Annotated in this window: 19 protein-coding genes; 8 read left to right on the plus strand and 11 right to left on the minus strand. The window is 61.2% G+C overall.

Translation table 11 applies throughout. The features are described 5' to 3' along the window. Window positions 1-3 precede the first annotated feature (3 nt). A complete protein-coding gene (gene wecB, locus AACH40_RS14895; RefSeq protein ID WP_338643061.1) occupies window positions 4-1,083 on the plus strand; it encodes a non-hydrolyzing UDP-N-acetylglucosamine 2-epimerase in 1,080 nt (359 codons plus the stop codon). Next, window positions 1,080-2,399, plus strand: coding sequence for a UDP-N-acetyl-D-mannosamine dehydrogenase (gene wecC, locus AACH40_RS14900; protein WP_338643062.1), 1,320 nt, complete (start codon window positions 1,080-1,082; stop codon window positions 2,397-2,399). The genes wecB and wecC overlap by 4 nt, the downstream gene beginning before the upstream one ends. A 48-nt stretch (window positions 2,400-2,447) precedes the next feature. Here wecC and rfbB read toward each other — a convergent pair whose 3' ends face one another. The 4 genes from rfbB to rfbA are packed head-to-tail and all read right to left on the minus strand — an operon-like array spanning window position 2,448 to window position 5,800. Further along, complete coding sequence (gene rfbB, locus AACH40_RS14905) at window positions 2,448-3,503, minus strand: dTDP-glucose 4,6-dehydratase (protein ID WP_338643063.1); 1,056 nt, start codon at window positions 3,501-3,503, stop codon at window positions 2,448-2,450. Further along, window positions 3,496-4,356, minus strand: a complete 861-nt coding sequence (gene rfbD, locus AACH40_RS14910; protein WP_338643064.1) for a dTDP-4-dehydrorhamnose reductase — start codon at window positions 4,354-4,356, stop codon at window positions 3,496-3,498. Before rfbD ends, rfbB begins: the two co-directional genes overlap by 8 nt. Further along, a complete protein-coding gene (gene rfbC, locus AACH40_RS14915; protein ID WP_338643067.1) occupies window positions 4,353-4,898 on the minus strand; it encodes a dTDP-4-dehydrorhamnose 3,5-epimerase in 546 nt (181 codons plus the stop codon). Before rfbC ends, rfbD begins: the two co-directional genes overlap by 4 nt. Next, window positions 4,895-5,800, minus strand: a complete 906-nt coding sequence (rfbA, locus tag AACH40_RS14920; protein ID WP_338643069.1) for a glucose-1-phosphate thymidylyltransferase RfbA — start codon at window positions 5,798-5,800, stop codon at window positions 4,895-4,897. The genes rfbC and rfbA overlap by 4 nt, the downstream gene beginning before the upstream one ends. Window positions 5,801-6,191: 391 nt before the next feature. Between rfbA and AACH40_RS14925 the strand changes: the two genes are divergently transcribed. Both AACH40_RS14925 and kdsA read left to right on the plus strand, forming a co-directional pair. After that, complete coding sequence (locus AACH40_RS14925; RefSeq protein WP_338643070.1) at window positions 6,192-6,908, plus strand: hypothetical protein; 717 nt, start codon at window positions 6,192-6,194, stop codon at window positions 6,906-6,908. Window positions 6,909-6,966: 58 nt separating this feature from the next. Further along, window positions 6,967-7,803 (plus strand): 3-deoxy-8-phosphooctulonate synthase, encoded by an 837-nt coding sequence (kdsA, locus tag AACH40_RS14930; protein WP_338643071.1) that lies wholly within the window; start codon window positions 6,967-6,969, stop codon window positions 7,801-7,803. A 4-nt stretch (window positions 7,804-7,807) separates the two neighbouring features. Here the strand turns inward: kdsA and AACH40_RS14935 are convergent, their stop codons facing one another. From AACH40_RS14935 to AACH40_RS14950, 4 genes are all read right to left on the minus strand, one after another. Next, window positions 7,808-8,554 carry a DUF5672 family protein gene (locus AACH40_RS14935; RefSeq protein WP_338643072.1) on the minus strand — a complete coding sequence of 249 codons (747 nt, stop codon included), beginning with the start codon at window positions 8,552-8,554 and terminating at the stop codon, window positions 7,808-7,810. Between the two features lie 14 nt (window positions 8,555-8,568). Continuing rightward, a complete protein-coding gene (locus AACH40_RS14940; protein ID WP_338643073.1) occupies window positions 8,569-10,179 on the minus strand; it encodes a glycosyltransferase family 2 protein in 1,611 nt (536 codons plus the stop codon). Between the two features lie 65 nt (window positions 10,180-10,244). Then, window positions 10,245-11,054 carry a manno-octulosonate cytidylyltransferase gene (locus AACH40_RS14945; protein WP_338643074.1) on the minus strand — a complete coding sequence of 270 codons (810 nt, stop codon included), beginning with the start codon at window positions 11,052-11,054 and terminating at the stop codon, window positions 10,245-10,247. 15 nt (window positions 11,055-11,069) lie between these two features. Further along, a complete protein-coding gene (locus AACH40_RS14950) occupies window positions 11,070-12,068 on the minus strand; it encodes a KpsF/GutQ family sugar-phosphate isomerase (protein WP_338643075.1) in 999 nt (332 codons plus the stop codon). A 501-nt stretch (window positions 12,069-12,569) separates the two neighbouring features. On the opposite strand from AACH40_RS14950, the gene AACH40_RS14955 reads away from it, so the two are divergent. Continuing rightward, window positions 12,570-13,424 carry an inositol monophosphatase family protein gene (locus tag AACH40_RS14955; protein WP_338643076.1) on the plus strand — a complete coding sequence of 285 codons (855 nt, stop codon included), beginning with the start codon at window positions 12,570-12,572 and terminating at the stop codon, window positions 13,422-13,424. A gap of 41 nt (window positions 13,425-13,465) precedes the next feature. Here the strand turns inward: AACH40_RS14955 and AACH40_RS14960 are convergent, their stop codons facing one another. The 3 genes from AACH40_RS14960 to AACH40_RS14970 form a co-directional block, all read right to left on the minus strand. Next, window positions 13,466-14,920, minus strand: coding sequence for a hypothetical protein (locus AACH40_RS14960; protein WP_338643077.1), 1,455 nt, complete (start codon window positions 14,918-14,920; stop codon window positions 13,466-13,468). A gap of 56 nt (window positions 14,921-14,976) precedes the next feature. Then, complete coding sequence (locus AACH40_RS14965) at window positions 14,977-16,197, minus strand: polysaccharide biosynthesis/export family protein (RefSeq protein WP_338643078.1); 1,221 nt, start codon at window positions 16,195-16,197, stop codon at window positions 14,977-14,979. 131 nt (window positions 16,198-16,328) lie between these two features. After that, window positions 16,329-17,252: an acyltransferase gene (locus AACH40_RS14970; RefSeq protein ID WP_338643079.1), complete on the minus strand. Its 924-nt coding sequence runs from the start codon at window positions 17,250-17,252 to the stop codon at window positions 16,329-16,331. Window positions 17,253-17,690: 438 nt separating this feature from the next. Here AACH40_RS14970 and AACH40_RS14975 point away from each other — a divergent pair, with 438 nt between their 5' ends. The 3 genes from AACH40_RS14975 to AACH40_RS14985 are packed head-to-tail and all read left to right on the plus strand — an operon-like array spanning window position 17,691 to window position 20,370. Then, window positions 17,691-18,803 carry a hypothetical protein gene (locus AACH40_RS14975; RefSeq protein ID WP_338643080.1) on the plus strand — a complete coding sequence of 371 codons (1,113 nt, stop codon included), beginning with the start codon at window positions 17,691-17,693 and terminating at the stop codon, window positions 18,801-18,803. Between the two features lie 14 nt (window positions 18,804-18,817). Continuing rightward, window positions 18,818-19,633, plus strand: a complete 816-nt coding sequence (locus AACH40_RS14980; protein ID WP_338643081.1) for an ABC transporter permease — start codon at window positions 18,818-18,820, stop codon at window positions 19,631-19,633. Then, on the plus strand, window positions 19,630-20,370 hold the full coding sequence (locus AACH40_RS14985) for an ABC transporter ATP-binding protein (RefSeq protein WP_338643082.1): 741 nt from the start codon (window positions 19,630-19,632) through the stop codon (window positions 20,368-20,370). The genes AACH40_RS14980 and AACH40_RS14985 overlap by 4 nt, the downstream gene beginning before the upstream one ends. The last annotated feature ends 35 nt before the right edge of the window (window positions 20,371-20,405 follow it).

Below are 20,405 nucleotides of genomic sequence, written 5' to 3' on the forward strand. Positions count from 1 at the left end.
AAGATGGCACCGCTGGTTCGGGCGCTGTCGGGCACGGCGGGATTCGAGACGCGCGTCTGCGTGACGGCGCAGCATCGCGAAATGCTGGACCAAGTGCTGGCGATCTTCGACATCGTGCCGCACTACGATCTCGACATCATGAAGCCGGGCCAGACGCTTTCGGGCATTACCAGCGCGATCCTGAACCGGATGGCGGAACCGCTGGCCGACTTTCGCCCCGATATCGTGCTGGTCCATGGAGACACCTCGACGACCTTTGCCACCACGCTCGCCTGCTTCTACCAGCAGATCCCGGTGGGCCATGTCGAAGCGGGGCTGCGCACGGGCAACCTCTATTCGCCCTGGCCCGAAGAGGCGAACCGCAAGCTGACCGGCGCGCTCGCCAGCATGCACTTCGCGCCGACGGAAAGGTCGCGCGACAACCTGCTCGCAGAAAACGTCTCGGCCGCGGACATCCACGTCACCGGCAACACGGTCATCGATGCGCTGCTGATCATCAAGAACCGGCTCGAAGCCGATGCCGCGCTTGCCGCGCAGGCCTCCTCCCGGTTTTCGGGATTGCTGCGCGAAGATGCGCGGTCCGTACTGATCACCGGGCACCGGCGCGAAAACTTCGGCGACGGATTCGAACGCATCTGCGAGGCCATCTCGCAGCTGGCGGCGCGGCATCGCGATGTCGATTTCGTCTACCCAGTGCATCTCAACCCGCAGGTGCGCGATCCCGTAGGGCGGATCCTGGCTGGAAAGGGCAACGTCCACCTGATCGAGCCGCAGGAATACCTGCCATTCGTGTCCCTGATGGCGCGGAGCCACCTGATCCTGACTGATTCGGGTGGTATCCAGGAAGAGGCCCCGGCGCTGGGCAAGCCGGTGCTGGTGATGCGCGAAACCACCGAGCGGCCCGAGGCGGTCGACGCCGGGACGGTCAGGCTGGTCGGCACCAGCATCGACCAGATCGTCGATGGCGTGAGCGAACTGCTCGAGGACGAAGACATCTATCGGCGCATGGCTTTTGCGCACAACCCCTATGGAGATGGCCAGGCGTGCGAACGGATACGGAAGGTGCTGGAGCAGTGGGCATGAAGACGGTCAAGCGACAGCCGGCCGCGGTCGGCAAGGCCGGCCGGGACGCGCGCCCACAGCGCATCTCGGTGATCGGGCTGGGATACATCGGCCTGCCCACCGCCGCGGTTTTCGCATCGCGCGGGATCGAGGTGATCGGCGTGGACACCAACGCCGGCGCGGTCGAGACGATCAATCAGGGACGCATCCATATCGTCGAGCCCGATCTCGACATGGTGGTGCAGGCGGCGACCTTCCAGGGCAAGCTGAGGGCCACGCTGGTGCCGGAACCTGCCGACGCCTTCCTCATCGCCGTGCCGACGCCTTTCAAGGACGAGCACGAGCCCGACCTTTCGCATATTCAGGCCGTCGCCAAGGCAATCGCGCCAGTGCTGAAAGCGGGCAACCTCGTGGTGCTCGAATCCACCTCCCCCGTGGGTGCGACCGAAAAGCTGGCAGACTGGCTGGCGGCTGCGCGCACAGACCTGACCTTCCCGCAGCAGGCGGGCGAGGCTTCGGACATTCGCATCGCCTATTGCCCCGAACGGGTGCTGCCGGGCCACATCCTGCGCGAACTGGTCGCCAACGACCGGGTGATCGGCGGGATGACACCACGCTGTTCCGAAGCGGCGGCGGCGCTTTATCGCACGTTCGTGAGCGGCGAATGCGTCATCAGTGACGCGCGCACGGCCGAGATGTGCAAGCTGACCGAGAACGCCTTTCGCGACGTGAACATCGCCTTCGCCAACGAGCTGTCGCTGATCTGCGACAAGCTGGGCGTCAGCGTGTGGGAGTTGATCGCGCTCGCCAACCGGCACCCGCGGGTAAACATCCTGCAGCCTGGCGCGGGCGTCGGCGGGCACTGCATTGCCGTGGACCCGTGGTTCATCGTGTCGCAGACCCCCGACGAGGCACGCCTGATCCACACCGCGCGGCAGGTGAACGACCACAAGCCGCATTGGGTGACGGGCAAGGTCATGGCCGCGGTGAACGAGGTCGCCGTCGAAAAGGGGATCAAGGCGGGCGAGGTAAAGGTTGCGGCGTTCGGGCTGACCTTCAAGCCCAACATCGACGACATGCGGCAGAGCCCCGCGCTGGAAATCGTGGGCAACCTCGCCCCGTTCTTCCCGCATGGCATCTGGGCGGTCGATCCCTATATCGACGAGCTTCCGGCCGACCTTGCCGCCAAGGGCGTCACGCTCGTGCCGATGGCGCAGGCGTATGACACCGCCGACGTGCTGGTGCTGCTGGTGGACCACCGCCAGTTCATTGAAAACCAGCCCGAGCGCCGCGCCGGCACGCGCACGATCGACACGCGCGGCATCTGGAGAAGCTGACCGCCGAAGCGAGTGATCGACTGCCTGATGCCGGACGGCCGATCGATCTCAGCGTGCCTGCAGGGGCCGCCACCAATCTTCGTTTTCAAGGTACCAGCGAAGCGTTCCCCGCAGCCCTTCCTCGAAATCGTGGAGGGGCGCATAGCCGATTTCGCTGCGCGCCTTGGTCTCGTCGATGGCATAGCGCCGGTCGTGGCCCTTGCGATCTTCGACGAAAGTCTTAAGTTCGCTGGTGGCCCGCCCCCTTGCCGCCGGCGCATCAGGGTAGCGATCGGCAAGGCCATCGATCTCGACAAAGGCGCGATCGACTTCAGTGCAGATCCGGTCGATCACCGCCATGTTGGGCAGTTCCTCACCGCCGCCGATGTTGTAGGTTTCCCCCGCCACGCCGCGTTGCAGGGCCGCCTCGATGCCCCGGCAATGGTCTTCGACATAGAGCCAATCGCGCACGTTCATGCCATCGCCGTAGATCGGCAATGGCTTGCCTGACAGCGCATTGAGGATGAACAGCGGGATCAGCTTTTCGGGGTAGTGATAAGGTCCGTAATTGTTCGAACAGTTGGTCGTGGTCGTATCCAGGCCATAAGTGTGGTGGTATGCCCGCACGAGATGGTCCGAGGCAGCCTTGGACGCCGAATAGGGTGAGTTCGGCTGATACTGGTGCGCTTCCGAGAATGCGGGATCATGCGCTCCGAGAGAGCCGTAGACTTCGTCGGTCGAGATATGGTGGAAGCGGTGGTCGCGCCCGGTGCCCGTGTCCAGCCAGACCGCCCGCGCCGCCTTGAGCAGGCTGTTGGTCCCCAGCACGTTGGTGTCGATGAACGCATCCGGCGAATGGATCGAACGGTCGACATGGCTTTCCGCCGCGAAGTGCACGATCGTGGCGATGTCGCGTTCGCGCAGCAGCTTGTCGACGAGATCGGTGTCGCGAATATCGCCAACCACCAGTTCCGCCTGTTCGACGCCTGCAATGGTCGAGCGATTGCCGGCGTAAGTCAGGCAATCGAGCACGATGATGGCATCATCGGGGTGGGTTTTCGCCCAGTAGTGGACAAAATTGCCGCCGATGAAGCCGGCCCCGCCGGTGACGAGCAGGTTAGCCAAGTGCCTTTTCCTCTTCCAGCATTGTTCGCAGGTTGTGCCGCCAGTGCACCGCATCATCTCCCAGCAAGCCGCGCGTAGTGCTGACGTCTAGGACGGAAAACGAGGGTCTGCGGGCGGGCGTGGGATAGTCGGAGGTAGCGATCGGTGTGATCGCGGGAATTCTGTCGAGCAAGCCGATCGCCTGCGCTTCCTCTGCGATGGCCACGGCAAAATCGTACCAGCTGGCAACGCCCGCGTCGCGATGGTGGTAGACTCCGGGCGTGCCGGCCTGTGCGAGACCCCAGAGCGTGCGGGCAAGGCCGGTTGCCCATGTCGGCGAGCCGATCTGGTCTGCTACAACGCGCAACTGGTCCCGCTCACGCATCAGCCGCAGCATTGTTCGCACGAAATTGGCACCACCGGCAGCATAGACCCAGCTTGTCCGGACGATAATCGCAGCATCGCCCGCAGCGTCTTCTCCCGCCGCCTTGCTGGCACCGTAGATGGACTGCGGATTGCGCTGGTCGTCCGGCCGGTAAGCGGTGCCACTGCTGCCATCGAACACGAAGTCGGTAGATACCTGGACAAGTTGACCGCCGGTCTGCGCCAGTGCCCGCGCAAACGCACCCGGAGCGGCAGCATTTATGGCGAAGGCCAGATCCGGTTCCGATTCCGCCTTGTCGACCGCGGTGTAGGCGGCCGGATTGAGGACGAGATCGGGTCGTTCGTCAGCGACCAGCCGCTCGATCGCTGCGGGATCTGCCAGATCAAGAGCTGCTCGATCGAGCGCGATGCAGGTCCAGCCTTCAGGAGCCGTCGCGAGCAAGGCCTTACCAACCTGCCCGTTGACCCCGGTAACGAGAGCCTTCTTCACGCGAACACCGGAACCTTGTCGAGCGGCAGGCCAACGGCGTCCTTGGCCGACAACTTCACGTCAACGCCGTCCAGCGGCCATTCAATGCCGACCGCGGGATCGTCCCAAGCGAGGCTGCATTCGTGCTGGGGAGCGTAGGGCGCGGTGCACTTGTAGAGGAAGTCGGTGTCGTCCTCGAGCGTGAGGAAACCGTGCGCAAAGCCTTCCGGCACCCAGAACATGCGCTTGTTCTCTGCGGAAAGCGTGACCCCGGCCCACTTGCCAAACGTGGGCGACGATGCGCGAAGATCGACCGCGACATCGAATACCGCGCCGCGCGCCACACGGACCAGCTTGCCTTGGGGCGCTGGGTTCTGGAAATGCATGCCGCGCAACACACCTTTCTGCGAACGGCTGTGGTTGTCCTGAACAAAGGCCGTCGGCAGACCTGCGGCGCCGAAGGCGGACATGTTCCAGCTTTCGAAGAAGAAGCCGCGATCATCCCCGAAAACCTTCGGTTCGATGATGACAGGGCCTTCGATATCGCAAGGGATGACGTTCACGGCTTGTCCTTCTGGTCGAGGATCTGGAGCAGGTATTCGCCGTAACCCGACTTGCGCAGCGGCTGCGCGATCGCTTCCAGTTCGGCGGTCGTGATGAATCCCTGGCGCCAGGCAATTTCTTCCGGACAGCAGATCTTCAGCCCCTGCCGTTCCTCGGTGACGCGAACGTAGGCCGCAGCGTCGAGCAGCGACCCATGCGTGCCGGTGTCGAGCCAGGCGTAGCCACGGCCCATGATCTCTACCGAAAGGGCACCATCATCCATGTAAAGCCGGTTGAGATCGGTGATTTCCAGTTCGCCACGCGGAGACGGCTTCAAATCCCGGGCGCGCTCGACCACGGTATCGTCGTAGAAGTAGAGCCCGGTGACGGCATAGTTCGATTTAGGGACCGGAGGCTTCTCCTCGATCGAGATGGCGCGACCATCCCCGTCGAAGGCGACCACACCGTAAGCCTCGGGATTGTTCACGCGGTATGCGAACACGCTCGCGCCGCTGGTGCGCTGGTTCGCGCTTTGCAGCAATTCAGGCAAGCCATGACCGTAGAAGATGTTGTCTCCCAGCACCAAGGCGCTGGGGGCATCGCCAAGGAAATCGGCACCGATGTGAAAGGCCTGGGCAAGACCGTCGGGGCTGGGCTGCACGGCGTAGGACAATGCCACGCCGAAGGCGGAACCATCGCCGAGCACGCGCTGGAACTGCGCCGCGTCTTCCGGCGTGGTGATGATCAGGATGTCGCGGATGCCTGCCAGCATCAGTGTGCTGAGCGGATAGTAGATCATCGGCTTGTCGAAGACGGGCATCAGTTGCTTCGAGACGCCGCGCGTAAGCGGATAGAGCCTGGTGCCGGAGCCCCCCGCAAGGATGATGCCCTTCCTGCGAACTGCGAATGCTTTGTCAGTCAACTTGGGGAAACTCCTTCAGGTCGGACTTATCCGCCCTCGCCGACGGCATCCGCCGGAGGGCAACAATGCAGCCTGATACCGCGGTACGCTGCATTGCAACACAAAATGCCCGGGTCAACTGCCGATCGAGCGCACAGGATGGAAATATTTGTCGAACGTGGCTGCAAGCCAGAGTTGCGCATTGAACGTGCAACGGTCAGTCGCAATTTTGCACCGTTTTGGCGGAAATTTTTCAAGTAAATCTTGTGAGGCTAACCTGCGAAATAATCGCCGAACACACGCGCGCTTGCCCAGAAATTCTGTGTGTGCAAAATGGAACTTGCAAGGGGGGAGCAAAAGCCTGGATTAACCGTGGCCAACGCGGGGTTCAGGGGCATCACAAAGGGTGAGCATGGGAAACAATTCCGCCTTCAAGGTCTTCATCGGCTACGATTCCCGAGAAGACATCGCATACCAGGTCGCGCGATATTCATTGCTGCGCCACACGCAATCCGAAGTCAGCGTTCATCCGATCCGCCAAGACGCGGTCCGCGAGCTTGGGCTCTACACGCGCCCGCACGACGCGACGGCAACCACCGAATTTTCCCTGACCCGGTTCCTGACGCCATTCCTTTCGGCCCAGACCGAGGGATGGGCCCTGTTCACCGACTGCGACTTCCTGTTCACGGCAGACATCACTGGCGTGCTGGAAGGGCTGGACCAGACAAAGGCAGTCTATGTCGTGCAGCACGACTACGAGCCTGCGCACGACATCAAGATGGATGGCCAGAAGCAGACACGCTACCCGCGCAAGAACTGGTCGTCGTTCATCCTGTTCAACCTGGCGCATCGCGATGTGCAGGCACTGACGCCCGAAGTGGTCAATTCCGCCGCGCCTGCCTTCTTGCACCGGTTCCAGTGGATCGAGAATGACGTCGACATCGGCGCGCTCGAGCTCGACTGGAACTTCCTTGAAGGTGAATATCAGCGGCCGGCCAAGACGCCACGCGTGATCCACTACACCAACGGTGGTCCGTGGTTTGCGGAGTGGCAGAACGTCGATTACGCCGACCTGTGGCTGGCCGAAGAAGCCGCCTATCGCGCAAAATACAGTTCTAAGGCAGCCTGATCGGCCTGCCCACGCCCCGGAAAATCCGGGCGACATTTCCGAAAGCCAAGGTCAAGACATGCAAGTTGCAGTGGGAAGCGAAATAGTTTTCGCGAACGATCGTCCATTCGTCCTCATCGGGGGCATGAACGTGATCGAAGACGAAGCGATCGTGATGGAGGTGGCGCAGTCCTTCGTCGATGTGACGACGAAGCTGGGCATCCCCTATGTTTTCAAGGCCTCGTTCGACAAGGCCAACCGGTCCTCGATCACCTCGTTCCGCGGCCCGGGCCTCGAGCGCGGATTGGAGGTACTTGCTGCGGTGAAGGCTCGGTTCGGCGTGCCCGTCCTGACCGACGTCCATGAACCGTACCAGGCCGCGCCGGTGGCGGAAGTGGCCGATATCATCCAGTTGCCGGCCTTCCTCGCGCGCCAGACCGATCTGGTCGTGGCGATGGCGAAGACCGGCGCGGTGATCAACATCAAGAAGCCGCAGTTCCTTGCCCCGCACGAAATGGGGCACATCATGCGCAAGTTCGCCGAAGCCGGGAACGAGAAGATCATCCTGTGCGAACGCGGCAGCAGCTTCGGCTACAACAACCTCGTCGTCGACATGCTGGGCATGGACATCATGAAGCCGATGGCGCCGGTCGTCTTCGACGTGACCCACGCGCTACAGAAGCCGGGCGGCCGTGCCGACAGCGCGGACGGCAGGCGGGGCCAGGTGGCGGCGCTGGCCCGATCGGGAATGGCGCTGGGGATTGCCGGCCTGTTCCTGGAAGCGCATCCCGATCCGGACAAGGCAAAGTGCGACGGCCCGTGTGCCCTGCCGCTCCACACGCTTGAGCCGTTCCTGGCGCAGGTGAAGGCTATCGACGACGTGGCAAAGTCGCTGCCGGTGCTGGTCACGGGCTGAGGATTCAACCGGCGAGCCGATCCGCGATCATCCGGGCTGCTCGCCGGAAACCTGCTGGTCCTTGAGCCACCTTGCGCAGCAATGGCCAGAAATCGACCCGGATCGTGCCCTTGTGGTCGAGTGACCGGTAAATGTCCCAGAAACCGTCGATGCCGACGGCCCCGGGCAGATTGAATACGCCGTGGAACCCGAACGTGGCCTGCCCCTGCCCCGTTCGTTCGTGCGAGAAGTGGCTGGCGAGAGAGCGGTCGGCGAAGGTTATCCCGTGACGTTGTTCAAGCATCGCGCGGTTCGTGCGTGCGATCGCGACATCCTCGGCTTCGCCCGCGTCGACGAAGTCGGGATCGCGGCAGGCCAGCATCAGCCGGCGGCTGCGGATGGAAAAACCTCCATTTCCGACGTCGTGCCCGTCGCCGAACTGCGGCCAGGGTGCCCCGATGTAGTCACATTCGAGGAATCGTGGATCCCACGCGGCAGGATTGAGGACAAAGCCGTCCCACTGCACGATCATGCAGTGGCTGGTGTCAATCCAGTCTGCCAAATCGCGGACTACGAAACGCGAATAGCTTGCCGCTGACCGCAGCGGGCCAATCGCGATGCGCTCGATCCCGTCCGGCAGAGAAATTTCGGCATCCGTGAACAGAACAGCGCGCGCGCAGGCCACTTGCTGCAGCGTTCGAACAATGGCGGCCACTGTCGCTTCGACGTTCACGCTTGCGGCCGCACATAGCGTCACATCCGCCAGCTTCAACCGAGGCCCTTTCGTCACAGACGCACCACGAACTGTTCCGAAAGCTGGCTGAGTTCCGGATGGTGATACGGATCATGGACCGTATCCGTGGACCAGAGCCGCTTGAGCGCGGCCAGTTCGGAGGCGAACCGTTCGCGCTGTACCGGACTGCTGTCCCGACCGCGCGACTTAGATTCGTGGTGCACGAGGCAGGCCCGGGGCTCGTAGAAGCTTTGCCACCCAGCGGCGTTGAGCTTCAGGCAAAGGTCCACATCATTGAACGCGACGGTAAAATTCTGCGCATCGAACCCGCCAACCGCCTCGAAACGATCCTTGCGCACCACCAGGCAGGCAGCGGTGACGGCGCTGACGCGTTGGGGCAAGTGGGCACGGGAAAAGTATCCCGGCGATGCATCATCCTGCAGGCGGTGGGCATGCCCGGCACCGCCGCCCATGCCGATGACGATCCCCGCATGCTGGATCGTCCGGTCAGGATACAACAATCGGGCACCGACAGCGCCGATATCATCACGCATGGCATGCGGCGCCATATGCGCGAGCCAATCCGGATCAATGACCTCGATATCGTTATTGAGCAAACAGATCAGTGGCCCCCGCAGGCTCGGTACGACACTGTTGTGCATCGCGGCGTAATTGAACGGGCCAGGCTGCTTCGAAACCTGCACGCCGCTGCGTTCAAGTCCTTCGAGATAGGCAAGGGTTTCGGCTTCAACCGAGCCATTGTCGATGATCGTAATATCCAACGACGGATACCGCGTTGCACGCAAGCCTTCCAGGCACGTCTGCAGAAGCGCAACGTGGTCTCTCGTCGGAATGATGACGCTGACGTGCGGCAAGACCGGGGCTTGCGGGGATAAAGGCCGAGGGTGATCCGGGTGTGGGGCCGGTCTGCTTGCACGATGATGCAGCACCAGCGGTACATGGACGGGCGCATTACGGGCGAGCGACAGGACATCGGCCGGCCAGTGCGTTCCGATTTGATCCTCGCGCGGCAATGCGTCGGCGGCGATGGCGCAACTGCCGCTGACGAAGTCGTGCCCGCGATGCAGTTCTTCTGTCCAGCGCGGTTTGAAATGGGGTGTATGGCGCCGGCCGATCGGCGAGATCAGATCATCGTCGGCATACAACAACACCGCATCCGGCGCCTGCATGATGGCCTGGCGATAACCATTGAGTGCATGGGGTGACAGCAAATCGCCTGCCGCGATCGGCACGATCCACAACTTGCCCGCGGCTTGCGCCATACCGTCCAGCAAGGCAGGCAAGTCCGCTGGGTCTGTGACCGAACGATAGAGCCCGTCGCTGCCTGGCTCGGCCTGCAGCAGAACAATTTCGGGTGTGGCTCCCGCGCAAGCGTGAACGGACCGCACGGACAACTCGACGGCGGCGGCCGTTGCATCCCTGCAATCGATGACGATCACGAACGGGCTGGAACTCTCCTCAGGAGAGACCAGCATCGCATGAAGCATTGGTTCGCGGGTTATCGTCCAGAGGTCGTAGGCATGCCGTGTATGCCCCATCAACGCCGCAAAGCGGTGACGCGCCCGCAGTTTGAGGCGGCGTATACGCCACATGACTGCCTGCAAATAGGCACCCGGGCTGCCAAACAACGCCTCGACGTGCACCAGGCAATGCAAAAGAAACCTTTGGCCGGCGGTTTGCCGAAACCGGGACAACAACTTCGCCGACCTCAGGCTATGCCGCGTTCGGCGAGGATCCGCTCGATCGAGGGGACATCGCTCGGATTGTTCAGCTCGATGGCGTCCCAGGTCAGCGGATCGAGATGGACCAGGCCGACCGCAAGGCCGAGATCGAGGAAGCGCAACTGCTCAAGTCCTTCGAGCTGCTCGAGCGCGCTTGCCGATGCGGCCTTGTAATCGCGCAGGGTCTGCGGGCGGTAGGCATAAAGACCCAGGTGCAGGCTGATCGGCGGAAATTCCTGCTCTGCCGCCGCCGCCGGAAGGTAGGGAATCAGGCGCTTCGAGAAATAAAGCGCCCGGTTGTTCCGGGTGGATACGACCGTCGTGCCGCCGACACGCCCTTCGGCGGCATCGGCGGCAAGATGGGCGTAAGTCGTCCGCGAACAGCGAACGGCCGGAGTCACCATGGTCAGCGCCGGATCTGCAGCGAGAGACGCCACCATGTCGCGCACGATATGCGCAGGCGAGAGCGGCGCATCGCCCTGCAGGTTCACGATCACTTCAGCAACGTCACCAAGCCGGGCGATGGCATCGGCGCAGCGTTCGGTGCCGTTGGCACAGCCCACGTCGGTCATCACGACGTTGCCGCCGAAGCTGCGTACCTCGTCAGCAATCCGGTCATCGTCGGTCGCAACCCAGACACCGGTGCAACCTTCAACTGCCGTGGCACATTCCCAGCTGCGACGGATCAGCGTCTTGGACTCCCCATTCGCGCCCCGCAGCGCGACGAGCGGTTTACCGGGATAGCGGCTCGATGCGTAGCGCGCAGGGATGATGATCGCGAAGGTGGGCAGAGACATTGGCAAGCCGTACCGTCAATTCAGGCCAATGCGAACAAAATCGTGAATGTGGATGATGCCGAGCGGCAAGGGTTGCCCTTCCTGATCCGCTTCCACCACGAAGGCGGCCGAAATCTTGAGATCGTTCAAGAGTTCAAGGGCGGCCTCGGCGCTCATGTTTCCATCAAGGCATTTTGGCGCAGCGGTCATCACTTCCCTGGCCGTCACGTCTGCCAGCACATCGAAATGGCGCCGCAGATCGCCATCGGTGATCACGCCGAGCAGGGCGCCCTGGGCATCGACGATCCCCGCAATGCCGAACCCACGCGAGGTCATGACCGAGATCACGTCGGGCATCCGCGCATCCACCGTTACGAGCGGCATCGATTTCGCGGTGTGCATGATATCCTTCACCGGAAGCAGGCGCAGTCCGATCGCGCCGCCGGGATGGAGCAGTTTCATCCCGTCGCGCGAGAAACCCCGCATGTCCATCACCGCCATGGCGAGCGCGTCGCACAGGGCAAGCTGCATGGTGGTGGACGTCGTCGGCGCGATGTTGGCATGGCACACCTCACGCGCAGCGGGCAGGCAAAGCTGGACGTCTGCATGGCGCATGACGAGCGATTCCGGCCGCGAGGCGATGCCGATCACCGGCACTTCGAGCGCGCGAGCGTGGCGAAGAACCGAATGAAGTTCAGCCGTGCTGCCTGAGTTCGAGATGACAAGCAGCACATCGCCCGCGACGAGCATGCCAAGGTCGCCGTGCGCGGCCTCGCCCGGATGGACGTAAAACGAAGGCGTTCCCGTTGCGGAAAACGTGGCGGCCGCCTTGCGCCCGATCTGCCCGGACTTGCCCATGCCGGTGACGATCACTCGGCCTTCAGCCGCCATGATGGTCCGGCAGGCTTCTACAAAATTGCTGTCGAGGGACTGCTCAAGCTTTTGCAAAGCCTCGATCTCGATGCGGATGGCTTCGGTGCCCCGACCGAGAATAGCATTGTCGTTGTCCTGAAAATTAATGATCCCGGCTTGCATCTGGTAGACCCTGACCTTCTAGTTCACTCGAAATGTCGCTGACAGCCGCGACCTAACGGTCGCGACCGGCCCAAGCGAAATCATGAATGGATGCGTGGAAAAACCGACCAAATAACGAGTTCACGGGCATTTCAGTCCAGACTGCCACCTGACCCTGCATGCTACGCCAACTCACCCTTCTGCATATGGAGGTCGAGCCCGGTTCATTTGCATAGTTCGTAAAGATTGCCAAATAAAATACCGCAATTGGGTTCATCTTGGATGGATTGAAAAAATTTGGGAACTACTTGCGAATTCAAGAATTCCTTTCCGTTGGCTCGCAGCAAATCCATCGAAATTTCGCGATCTTGGCATTCTCCAACGGTCACGATAGGTCTTAGAGTTGGGCGAGCACGTGGTGCCCGCCCTGCCACAAATCCATGGGCAGTTCGCTGCCAGCCAAAGGCCGTGCATCATTTCTGACACCCTGATCCCCGTCTCAGTTTCGAGCGTGCACTGCTGATGTCCGAGGCGCTCGACAAGGCCGTATCAGCCGCAATGAGAGAAGCGGCACGTCGTGCAATACTGCCGCGTTTTTCGCCCGGCCGCGCGATTCATGCGGACTACAAGTCCGTCGGAGAAGCGGTGACCGCAGCCGATCGTGAAAGCGAGGAGATACTGACATCTCTGCTTGCAGGGCTGATCCCCGGGGCCAAGATCATTGGCGAAGAAGCGGTTTCGCAGGACCCCGGGCTGGGTGAGGAACTTGGCAAGGGAACGTGCTGGATCCTCGATCCGCTGGACGGGACCGGCAATTTTGCGCAGGGATCAGTGCCCTTCGGCATGTTGGTAGCGTTGGCGCATGATGCCGAGCCAGTCGCTGGCTGGATATTGGATCCTGTCAGCAACCGGCTCTGCAGCGCAGAGCGCGGGCGAGGCGCGAGAATTGATGGAGAACGCTTCGTCTGCCCCCTGCCTTCACCCACGGCACGACCGAAAGTTGCGATAACGCGCCTTTTTGCCGACCCGCTGTACCGACAAGGCCTCGTGGATGTCCTCTCTGCTTCATGCGGAGTTCTCGACAGCCCACGTTGCGCGGCAGATCAGTATCCACGCGTTGCGACGGGAGACAACGACGCAACCCTGTTCACCCGCACGATCAGCTGGGACCACGCTGCAGGCGTGATCTTTCTGGAAGAAGCGGGAGGCGTTGCCCGTCGCCAGGATGGCCGATCCTATCGCTGCGACGAAGACGACGACGGCCTCGTGGTCGCATCCCATCCTTCGCGTTGGGAAGCTGTTACCCGCCTACTCGATGATGCAGGCATCACTCTCGCAAGGGCGCACTTGCACAGAGAATTGCGCGAGGGGAGATGACGAAAGACCCGTCAGCAAGATTGCGGGCGGGCTCACACATGTCATCGGGTGAGCGTGTCTTGTCGAGCGTGCTCGCAACCGCTTGCCTTGATGTCGTCCCTGAACAATCGTTCCGGGGTCAAATTCAGAAGGCCGAACCGGCAATTGCCGCCGCCCTCGACCGTGACCTTGCTCAGCGAAACCATCGCCGGATGCAATTCGCGCGTAGCAGCCGAACTGCCCGGCTCGACCAGAACGCCCGCGCGCTCCTGCTGCCAAGGCCGTTGCAGGCTCCGACCCAGTCTGACCGACCCGACACCATCGATCCTGACGTTGCTCAAATTGGCGCGCTTTACCGGACCGTAGATGACCACGCCCGCCAGACCCGACTGACTGATGGCGCTATCCACCAGCGTGGGGTCCTGAAGCGAATACCCCCACTTCACCCCGTACCCGAAACTGTTCGTGATCTGCGCGCCGGTGATCAGCAGGTCGCTGACGCCACTGCCGCCACCAACCACATCGATACCCTCCCAAGTGTCATTGACGACCGGCCGCATGATCCTGATGTGGGATGACGACTGTCCGACCGCGATGCCATCGGCCTGCCAGGGGATGTCGCCTTCCGCAAAGCGGGCACGACAACCGTCGACCCGGGGACGGTCCAGCAGCACGGTGTGGGAATTGACAATCATCAGGCAGGTCAACTGTTCTTGCACCCGCATGCCGTGAAAGCCGTTCGCTGACACACCCTGTCGACCGGCTTCACGGAATTCACGAATTGGCGCAGTGTTCCAGCCCTGCGCCCTTACCCGGTCGATCGCGAGTGGCGCATCCCCGGCGTATGGCGCCCAGGTCAAGTCATGGAGCCAGAGCCGGCGAACGGTAACATTGGCCGCATCGACGAGCATGAGCCCGAAGCCTTTTCCGGCGCCGGTAACCTCAACGTCGTCCAGCTCGACCTTTCGCGCGTTTCCGATCCAGATTCCGGCGGCATCGCTCCGCGCGCCCGATGCAGGATCATCGCCTCGATCGATCGCCACCTTCCTGAGCGTTACCGAGATCGGTGGATGAGCCGCTTCCGGGCGGATCAAAAGGGTGCGGGTAAACAGGTACTCGGAAAGCCCTCGGGGCAGGTCGCCCGGCATTGCCGGATCGCCACAGGAAATTGCCCTGGCTGGATCACGCTCGACGGGACAAGTGCCGCGAATCCATTGCCGTGTATCGAATTTGGCGACATCCTGTCGCAACCGGGTGTTGACGAGGCAGAAGTCTTCGGACGCACGCAACGTCCCCCTTACGCGATATTTCCGCCCCTCGCCGTCCAGACAGCGACCTTTTGCCGCGGAGAAAGCGCGCTGCAAGGCCGTTGTATCATCGGTTGCATCGTCCCCCGCTGCGCCGAACGAAGACAGGGTCAGAGGTTCTGGGCCGTCGGCTCTCACGCACATCGACGTGAAAAAGAAGGCGCCCAGCAAAACCGGCAGGGCAACCCAGGCTCTGGTCGAATTTCGCATGGGCGCGTCCCTTTTCTCACGCGAGCGACCGCCACGAAGATGCGATACAGTCGCGCCTATTGAACCGCGTTGGTAATTCCGATCAGGGAAAGCGCCGTCTGCGAGATGATCGAGACGAACTTCTGCAGATCAACACCTGGAGCGTTCGACACGTAAAGTACGTCCTGGTTCCTCATCTGGAAATTCTGCGCCAGGAAGATGCTGCGCGGATCGGACAGATCTACACGGTAGATCACCGGCAACAAGCCGTCCGGCGTCAACTTCGCGCCGGCAACCTGCGATGGATCTAGCCTGCGCGGGTCCTCGAAGCGGAAGAGGAAGACGCCCTTGATGTTGGCGCGATTGTCCTGCAGTCCGCTCACACGTCCGAGCGCCTGAGCAAGCGAAATGCCTGTCGCTTCGAAGGGGACTTCCGCTTGCGTCCCCACGGCACCCATGGCGACGAAGTTGTAAGGCTGGAAAATCGCCGTCACGACATCGTCGGGCTGCATGCGAATATTCTGCCGCGGATCGCGGATCAATGTTTCCATCGGCATCGCGACGACACGAGACCCGCGGGTAACCTGGATCGAGGTGCGCTCTACCTTCTCCACCGCGCCGCCGGCGACGGCGATGACATCGAGCAGCCTCTCGCCCCTAGGGGTCAGGGGAACGCGGCCATTGGTGACGACCTTGCCGACGACAGTCACGTTGGAATTGGCATTACGCATGATGCCGACGCTTACTTGCGGCTTGTTGGCGATTCCGCGCAAGCGAGCGGCAATATCGGCCTCCAGCTGCCGCGGAGTCCGTCCGCCCGCCTGGATACGCCCGACGAATGGCAGGGACAGAATGCCGTTCACATCGACCATCTGCTGGGGCATCGCCGTCATCTTGGCCGTCTCGATGCTCGCTTGTGTAGTGGCGATCTCGGTCTTGTCGCCGAGCATTCCGAACAGGGCTGCTGGCGGGGATTCCCAGATATTGACATCCAGCACATCGCCCGGGCCGATCACGGTCCCGACGGGAAGCCCTTCGCCAAGAACGCTGGCGAACGTATCCTGATGCGTGTTCGTGACCAGTTGCTGGGCCAGATTTGTCGTCAGGTCGAGAACCCGAATGTCCGCCCCAACTAGATCGGTCTTGCCAGCCGAGCGGATCGAGTTTGTGCTCGGACCACTGCTGCCGAGGGTGCTGCAGCCCCCCAAGGCCGACGCCAGCAGCGCGGCGAGAAACACCCGCTGCGCCCTTGCATTGCGAGAAGACATCTTGAGATCACTTGGGAGGGCGCTTTTCATGCAAATTCCTGTAAACGTTGTTCGCAACTACGGCGATACACGCGTCGGTTCAACGAGAATGAGGGAGCCAAACAGAACCTTGTGAAGAAGGATTGCGGGCGATGCATCCATGGGCCCTTCAAACCTCCGCGTCAGTCGTGCGCAGCCTCGGCACGGTTGATCCTGCGAAGGTTTGATTCCTCGAAAGAGTCCTGGCCCGCGTCGAAATCGCTCGCCAGAGAATATTCGTTCGCAACCCATTGAATTCCACGCTTGACGATGCGGGCCGGATTTCCCGCGATGACGCAGTTTTCTTCTTCGAAGCGCTTGGTAACAACACTTTTGGCCCCGACGATGCATTCGTGGGGGATAGTCACCGCTTTCGAGACAAACACCCCTTCACCGATCCAGACATGATTTCCAATAAAGATGCCATCGGACACATCGAGATATTCGCCGGTATTCTTGTCGAAAAGCAAGTGAGGATATTCGCCGCCGCGCAAGGTAATTCCGCTGGAAAACATGCAATTGTCACCGATCTCCATGACATTCCCGGAATTGGCAAGAATTAGCCGCCCGCGGCTTCCGATGGAGAAGCCCCTGCCGATCTTCAGGCGCGCGCGCGAACATCTCCAGCGCGGGCTCCCGATCTCGACCTTCATCGATTGCAGGAGCGAGCGGGGACCGATGGTCACCTTGTTGTTGTTTCCGTAGATGGCAATGTGGATCTTCTGGGGATTCCGGGTCGGAGCGATCCTGATGACATTACCACTTCCCCGGACAGTGCCAGATACTGTGATATTTTGTCCGATCTGGATCGAATTGTCATCCAGATCACCGTCGAGATTGATGACACCAGCAAACGCAGCAGCGTCGCCAACCTGCGCGCCGGACGGGGCTGACACCTTTTGCGATTCAGCCACTCCTTGAGCCTCTTGGACCAAATCCTTGCTCGAAATCGGCCACCCCGCAACGTCGCCGTCTTGGTTTTCCACGCTACTCACCGGGCTGGCCTTGCCAGCAGATGGCGATCCAAAGACGGTCGTAAACGCTTGCCATCCGAATTTTTGCCTCACCCTTGCAATTACCCTGCTTGTTGAAACCTAGCGCGTACTGAGCACTCCGAGAAGTGTCGAGTTAGGTGGTCCAAAAGAGCCTTCAATTGCTCCCGACCCGTGCATGAGTTGAGCCGGGCCGCAATACTCTGTTCGGCCGCCCTGTCTCGATGTCCATTCAGTTGATTTCCAAAGACCTGCGTTTTCTTGAACACGCCGGCGGCAGTGTTGAATGTGCAAGGCCAGTCCCCGCCTGGTGCGCAAGCACCGTGAGACCGGCCGGTTGCGCAATCAGCATCCGTTGGCATCGCACGCCGGGAATTGCGACACATCCTTGGCAAGCGCTCGGGCACATGCCTTTGTTCCGAGATTGGGTTTGCATTGCCACGGATTTGCAGCCATGTGGGCATCAACGTGCTGAAAAGCGAAGCAGGCCAAAGCAAAAGAAGCTCCAGCCCCATGACATTCAAAGTTCCCGATGGATTGAAAAAGCTGAATGGTCTTTTTTACATTTTTGTTGTCATTCCAACACTGATCGCCACGCTGTATTTCGGCTTTCTCGCGTCGGACGTGTACGTGTCTGAATCGAAGTTCGTGGTGCGCAGTCCGGACAAACCCACCCCAATAGGTCTCGGTGCAGCGATTGCTGGCGCCGCCGGCTTGAGCAGTTCAAGCACGGAATCCTTCGCTGCGAAGGCTTATGTTGAATCGCGCGATGCACTGCGTTCGGTCGACAGAAATGGCGCTTTCCGCAAGGCATACGAGAGTTCGCACATCTGGATCGGTGAGCGATTTGGCACACTTGGCCTGACCGACTCCTTCGAGGCACTCTACAAGTATTACCTGACCAAGGTGAAAGTCGAAACGGATGTGACTTCGTCCATTTCGACACTCACTGTTCGAGCCTATTCGGCCCAGGATGCGCGCTCGATCAACGAACACATTCTTCGCCTCGCCGAAGATACGATCAACGGGATGAACGAGCGCAGCCGCGGGGACATGGTGAAATTCGCACTGGCCGAAGTGCAGGATGCGAAGCAGCAGTCCCGACAGGCGGGCGCAGCGCTTGCCGAGTTCCGCAATCGGCGGGGTGTGGTCGATCCGGAAATCCAGGCGACCGCAAAGCTGCAGATGATTTCGACGTTGCAGGATAAGCTGATCGCCGCACGGACGCAGCTTAACCAGCTGCGCCGCTTCACTCCGCAGAACCCCCAGATCCCTGCGGTAGAGGAGCAGATCAGCACGCTCACCGGAGAAATTGACAACCAGTCCAGTTCTCTGACTGGCGGATCGAAGTCTCTCGCTGCGAACTCCGCGCAGTATCAGCGCCTATTCGTCGAAAACGAGTTTACCGACAAGCAATTGGCAGCAGCATTGGCTTCGCTTCAGGAAGCGCGCAATGACGCCCGCCGCCAGCAGGTCTACGTCCAGCGTATCGCCGAACCCAGCCTGCCGGATGCGCCGATCGAACCGCTTCGCCTTCGCGGAATTCTCGCCACGCTCGCCCTTGGATTGCTGGCATGGGGTATCGCCTCGATGCTGGTGGCAGGCGTCAAAGAACATGCTCAGTAACGCGAGGCGATGACGTGGCCCAGGAGCTCGTCCCCCTCCACCAGAGCAATCGCACCCTGACTGGCAACCTTGCGCTGCAGGGCAGGGTGCTGTGGGCCTTGCTTCTCCGCGAAATACTAACGCGGTATGGCCGGAAGAATATCGGCTTCCTGTGGCTGTTCGTCGAGCCGATGCTTTTCACCGGCGTCGTGACGGCATTGTGGACGGCTACGCGACAGATCCATGGGTCGGATTTGCCGATCGAGGCTTTTGCCTTGACCGGGTACTCGTCGCTGATCCTGTGGCGAAGCATGCCCACCCGATGCATCGGCGCGCTGCAGAGCAATCTTTCTTTGCTCTTCCATCGCCAAGTGCAGATCCCGGACGTCTATTTCGCGCGCGTCCTGCTTGAATTCCTCGCAGCCTCGACGAGCTTCGTGGTTCTTGGCTTCCTGCTGTGGGCGGCCGAATGGGTCTTGGCCCCTGAGGACGTTTTCAAAATCCTGGGCGGGTGGATGCTGCTCGCCTGGTTTGGTGCTGCCCTGGGCCTTACGCTTGGCGGACTTTCTGAAAAGTTCGATGTGGTTGCAAAGCTTTGGCCACCCGCCACCTATATCCTGCTTCCGATTTCGGGAACCGCCTTCATCGCGGACGCATTGCCCGAACAAGCGCGCAACATCATGCTGTACCTCCCGATGCTCAATTGCGTCGAGATCATCCGAGAGGGATGGTTCGGTACCAAGATGACCGCTCATTACGATGTGGGATACGTGGTCGTGTTCAATCTTATCCTGACGTTCTGCGGGCTGGCGCTCATCCGCCAGGCCGGCAAGGGATCCGATCAGGAATGATCCTCGTTACCGATCTCGTGAAGCAGTATCCGTCGAATGCCGGCATGCGCACGATTCTCGACGGGATCACCCTTACGGTCCGACCGGGGGACCGAGTGGGCATCCTTGGGCGAAACGGCGCCGGCAAATCGACCCTCATCCGCCTGATCGCTGGTGCAGAGCCGCCGACAAGCGGTACGGTCGAGCGTCTGATGAGCGTCTCGTGGCCGCTGGCGTTTACCGGCGGCTTTCATGGTCGCCTGACCGGGCTGGACAACCTGCGCTTCATTTGCCGGATCTACGGGGTCGATTTCCACGACCGACTGGCCTTTGTCGAGGAATTCACGGAGCTGGGATCCTACTTGCGCGAGCCGGTCATGACCTACTCGTCAGGCATGCGCGCGCGATTGGCATTCGCGATTTCCATGACGATCGACTTCGATTGCTATCTGGTCGACGAAGTCATGGCGGTGGGCGACGAGTCCTTCCGCGAACGCTGCCAGTACGAACTGTTCGAAAAGCGCAAGGACAAGACCATGGTCATGGTCTCGCATAGCCGCGGCTACTTGCAGAGCAACTGCAACAGGTTCCTTCTGCTGCGCGAAGGAAAGATCCTGGAGTATGAAGATCCCGATGAAGCATATTGGGACTACAAGCGCATGCTTATCGGCCCCAAGGCGCTTGAAGAACGAGCACGCGCCAAAGCCAAGGGTGCTCGCCTAACCCAGGAAGAGCCGATCATCAACGACGACATATGAGGCGTTGGGCGGCGGGCGGGAGGGTGCCGCCGGAT

The organism is Novosphingobium olei (assembly GCF_037076535.1).
In the GTDB taxonomy this organism is placed as follows: domain Bacteria; phylum Pseudomonadota; class Alphaproteobacteria; order Sphingomonadales; family Sphingomonadaceae; genus Novosphingobium; species Novosphingobium olei.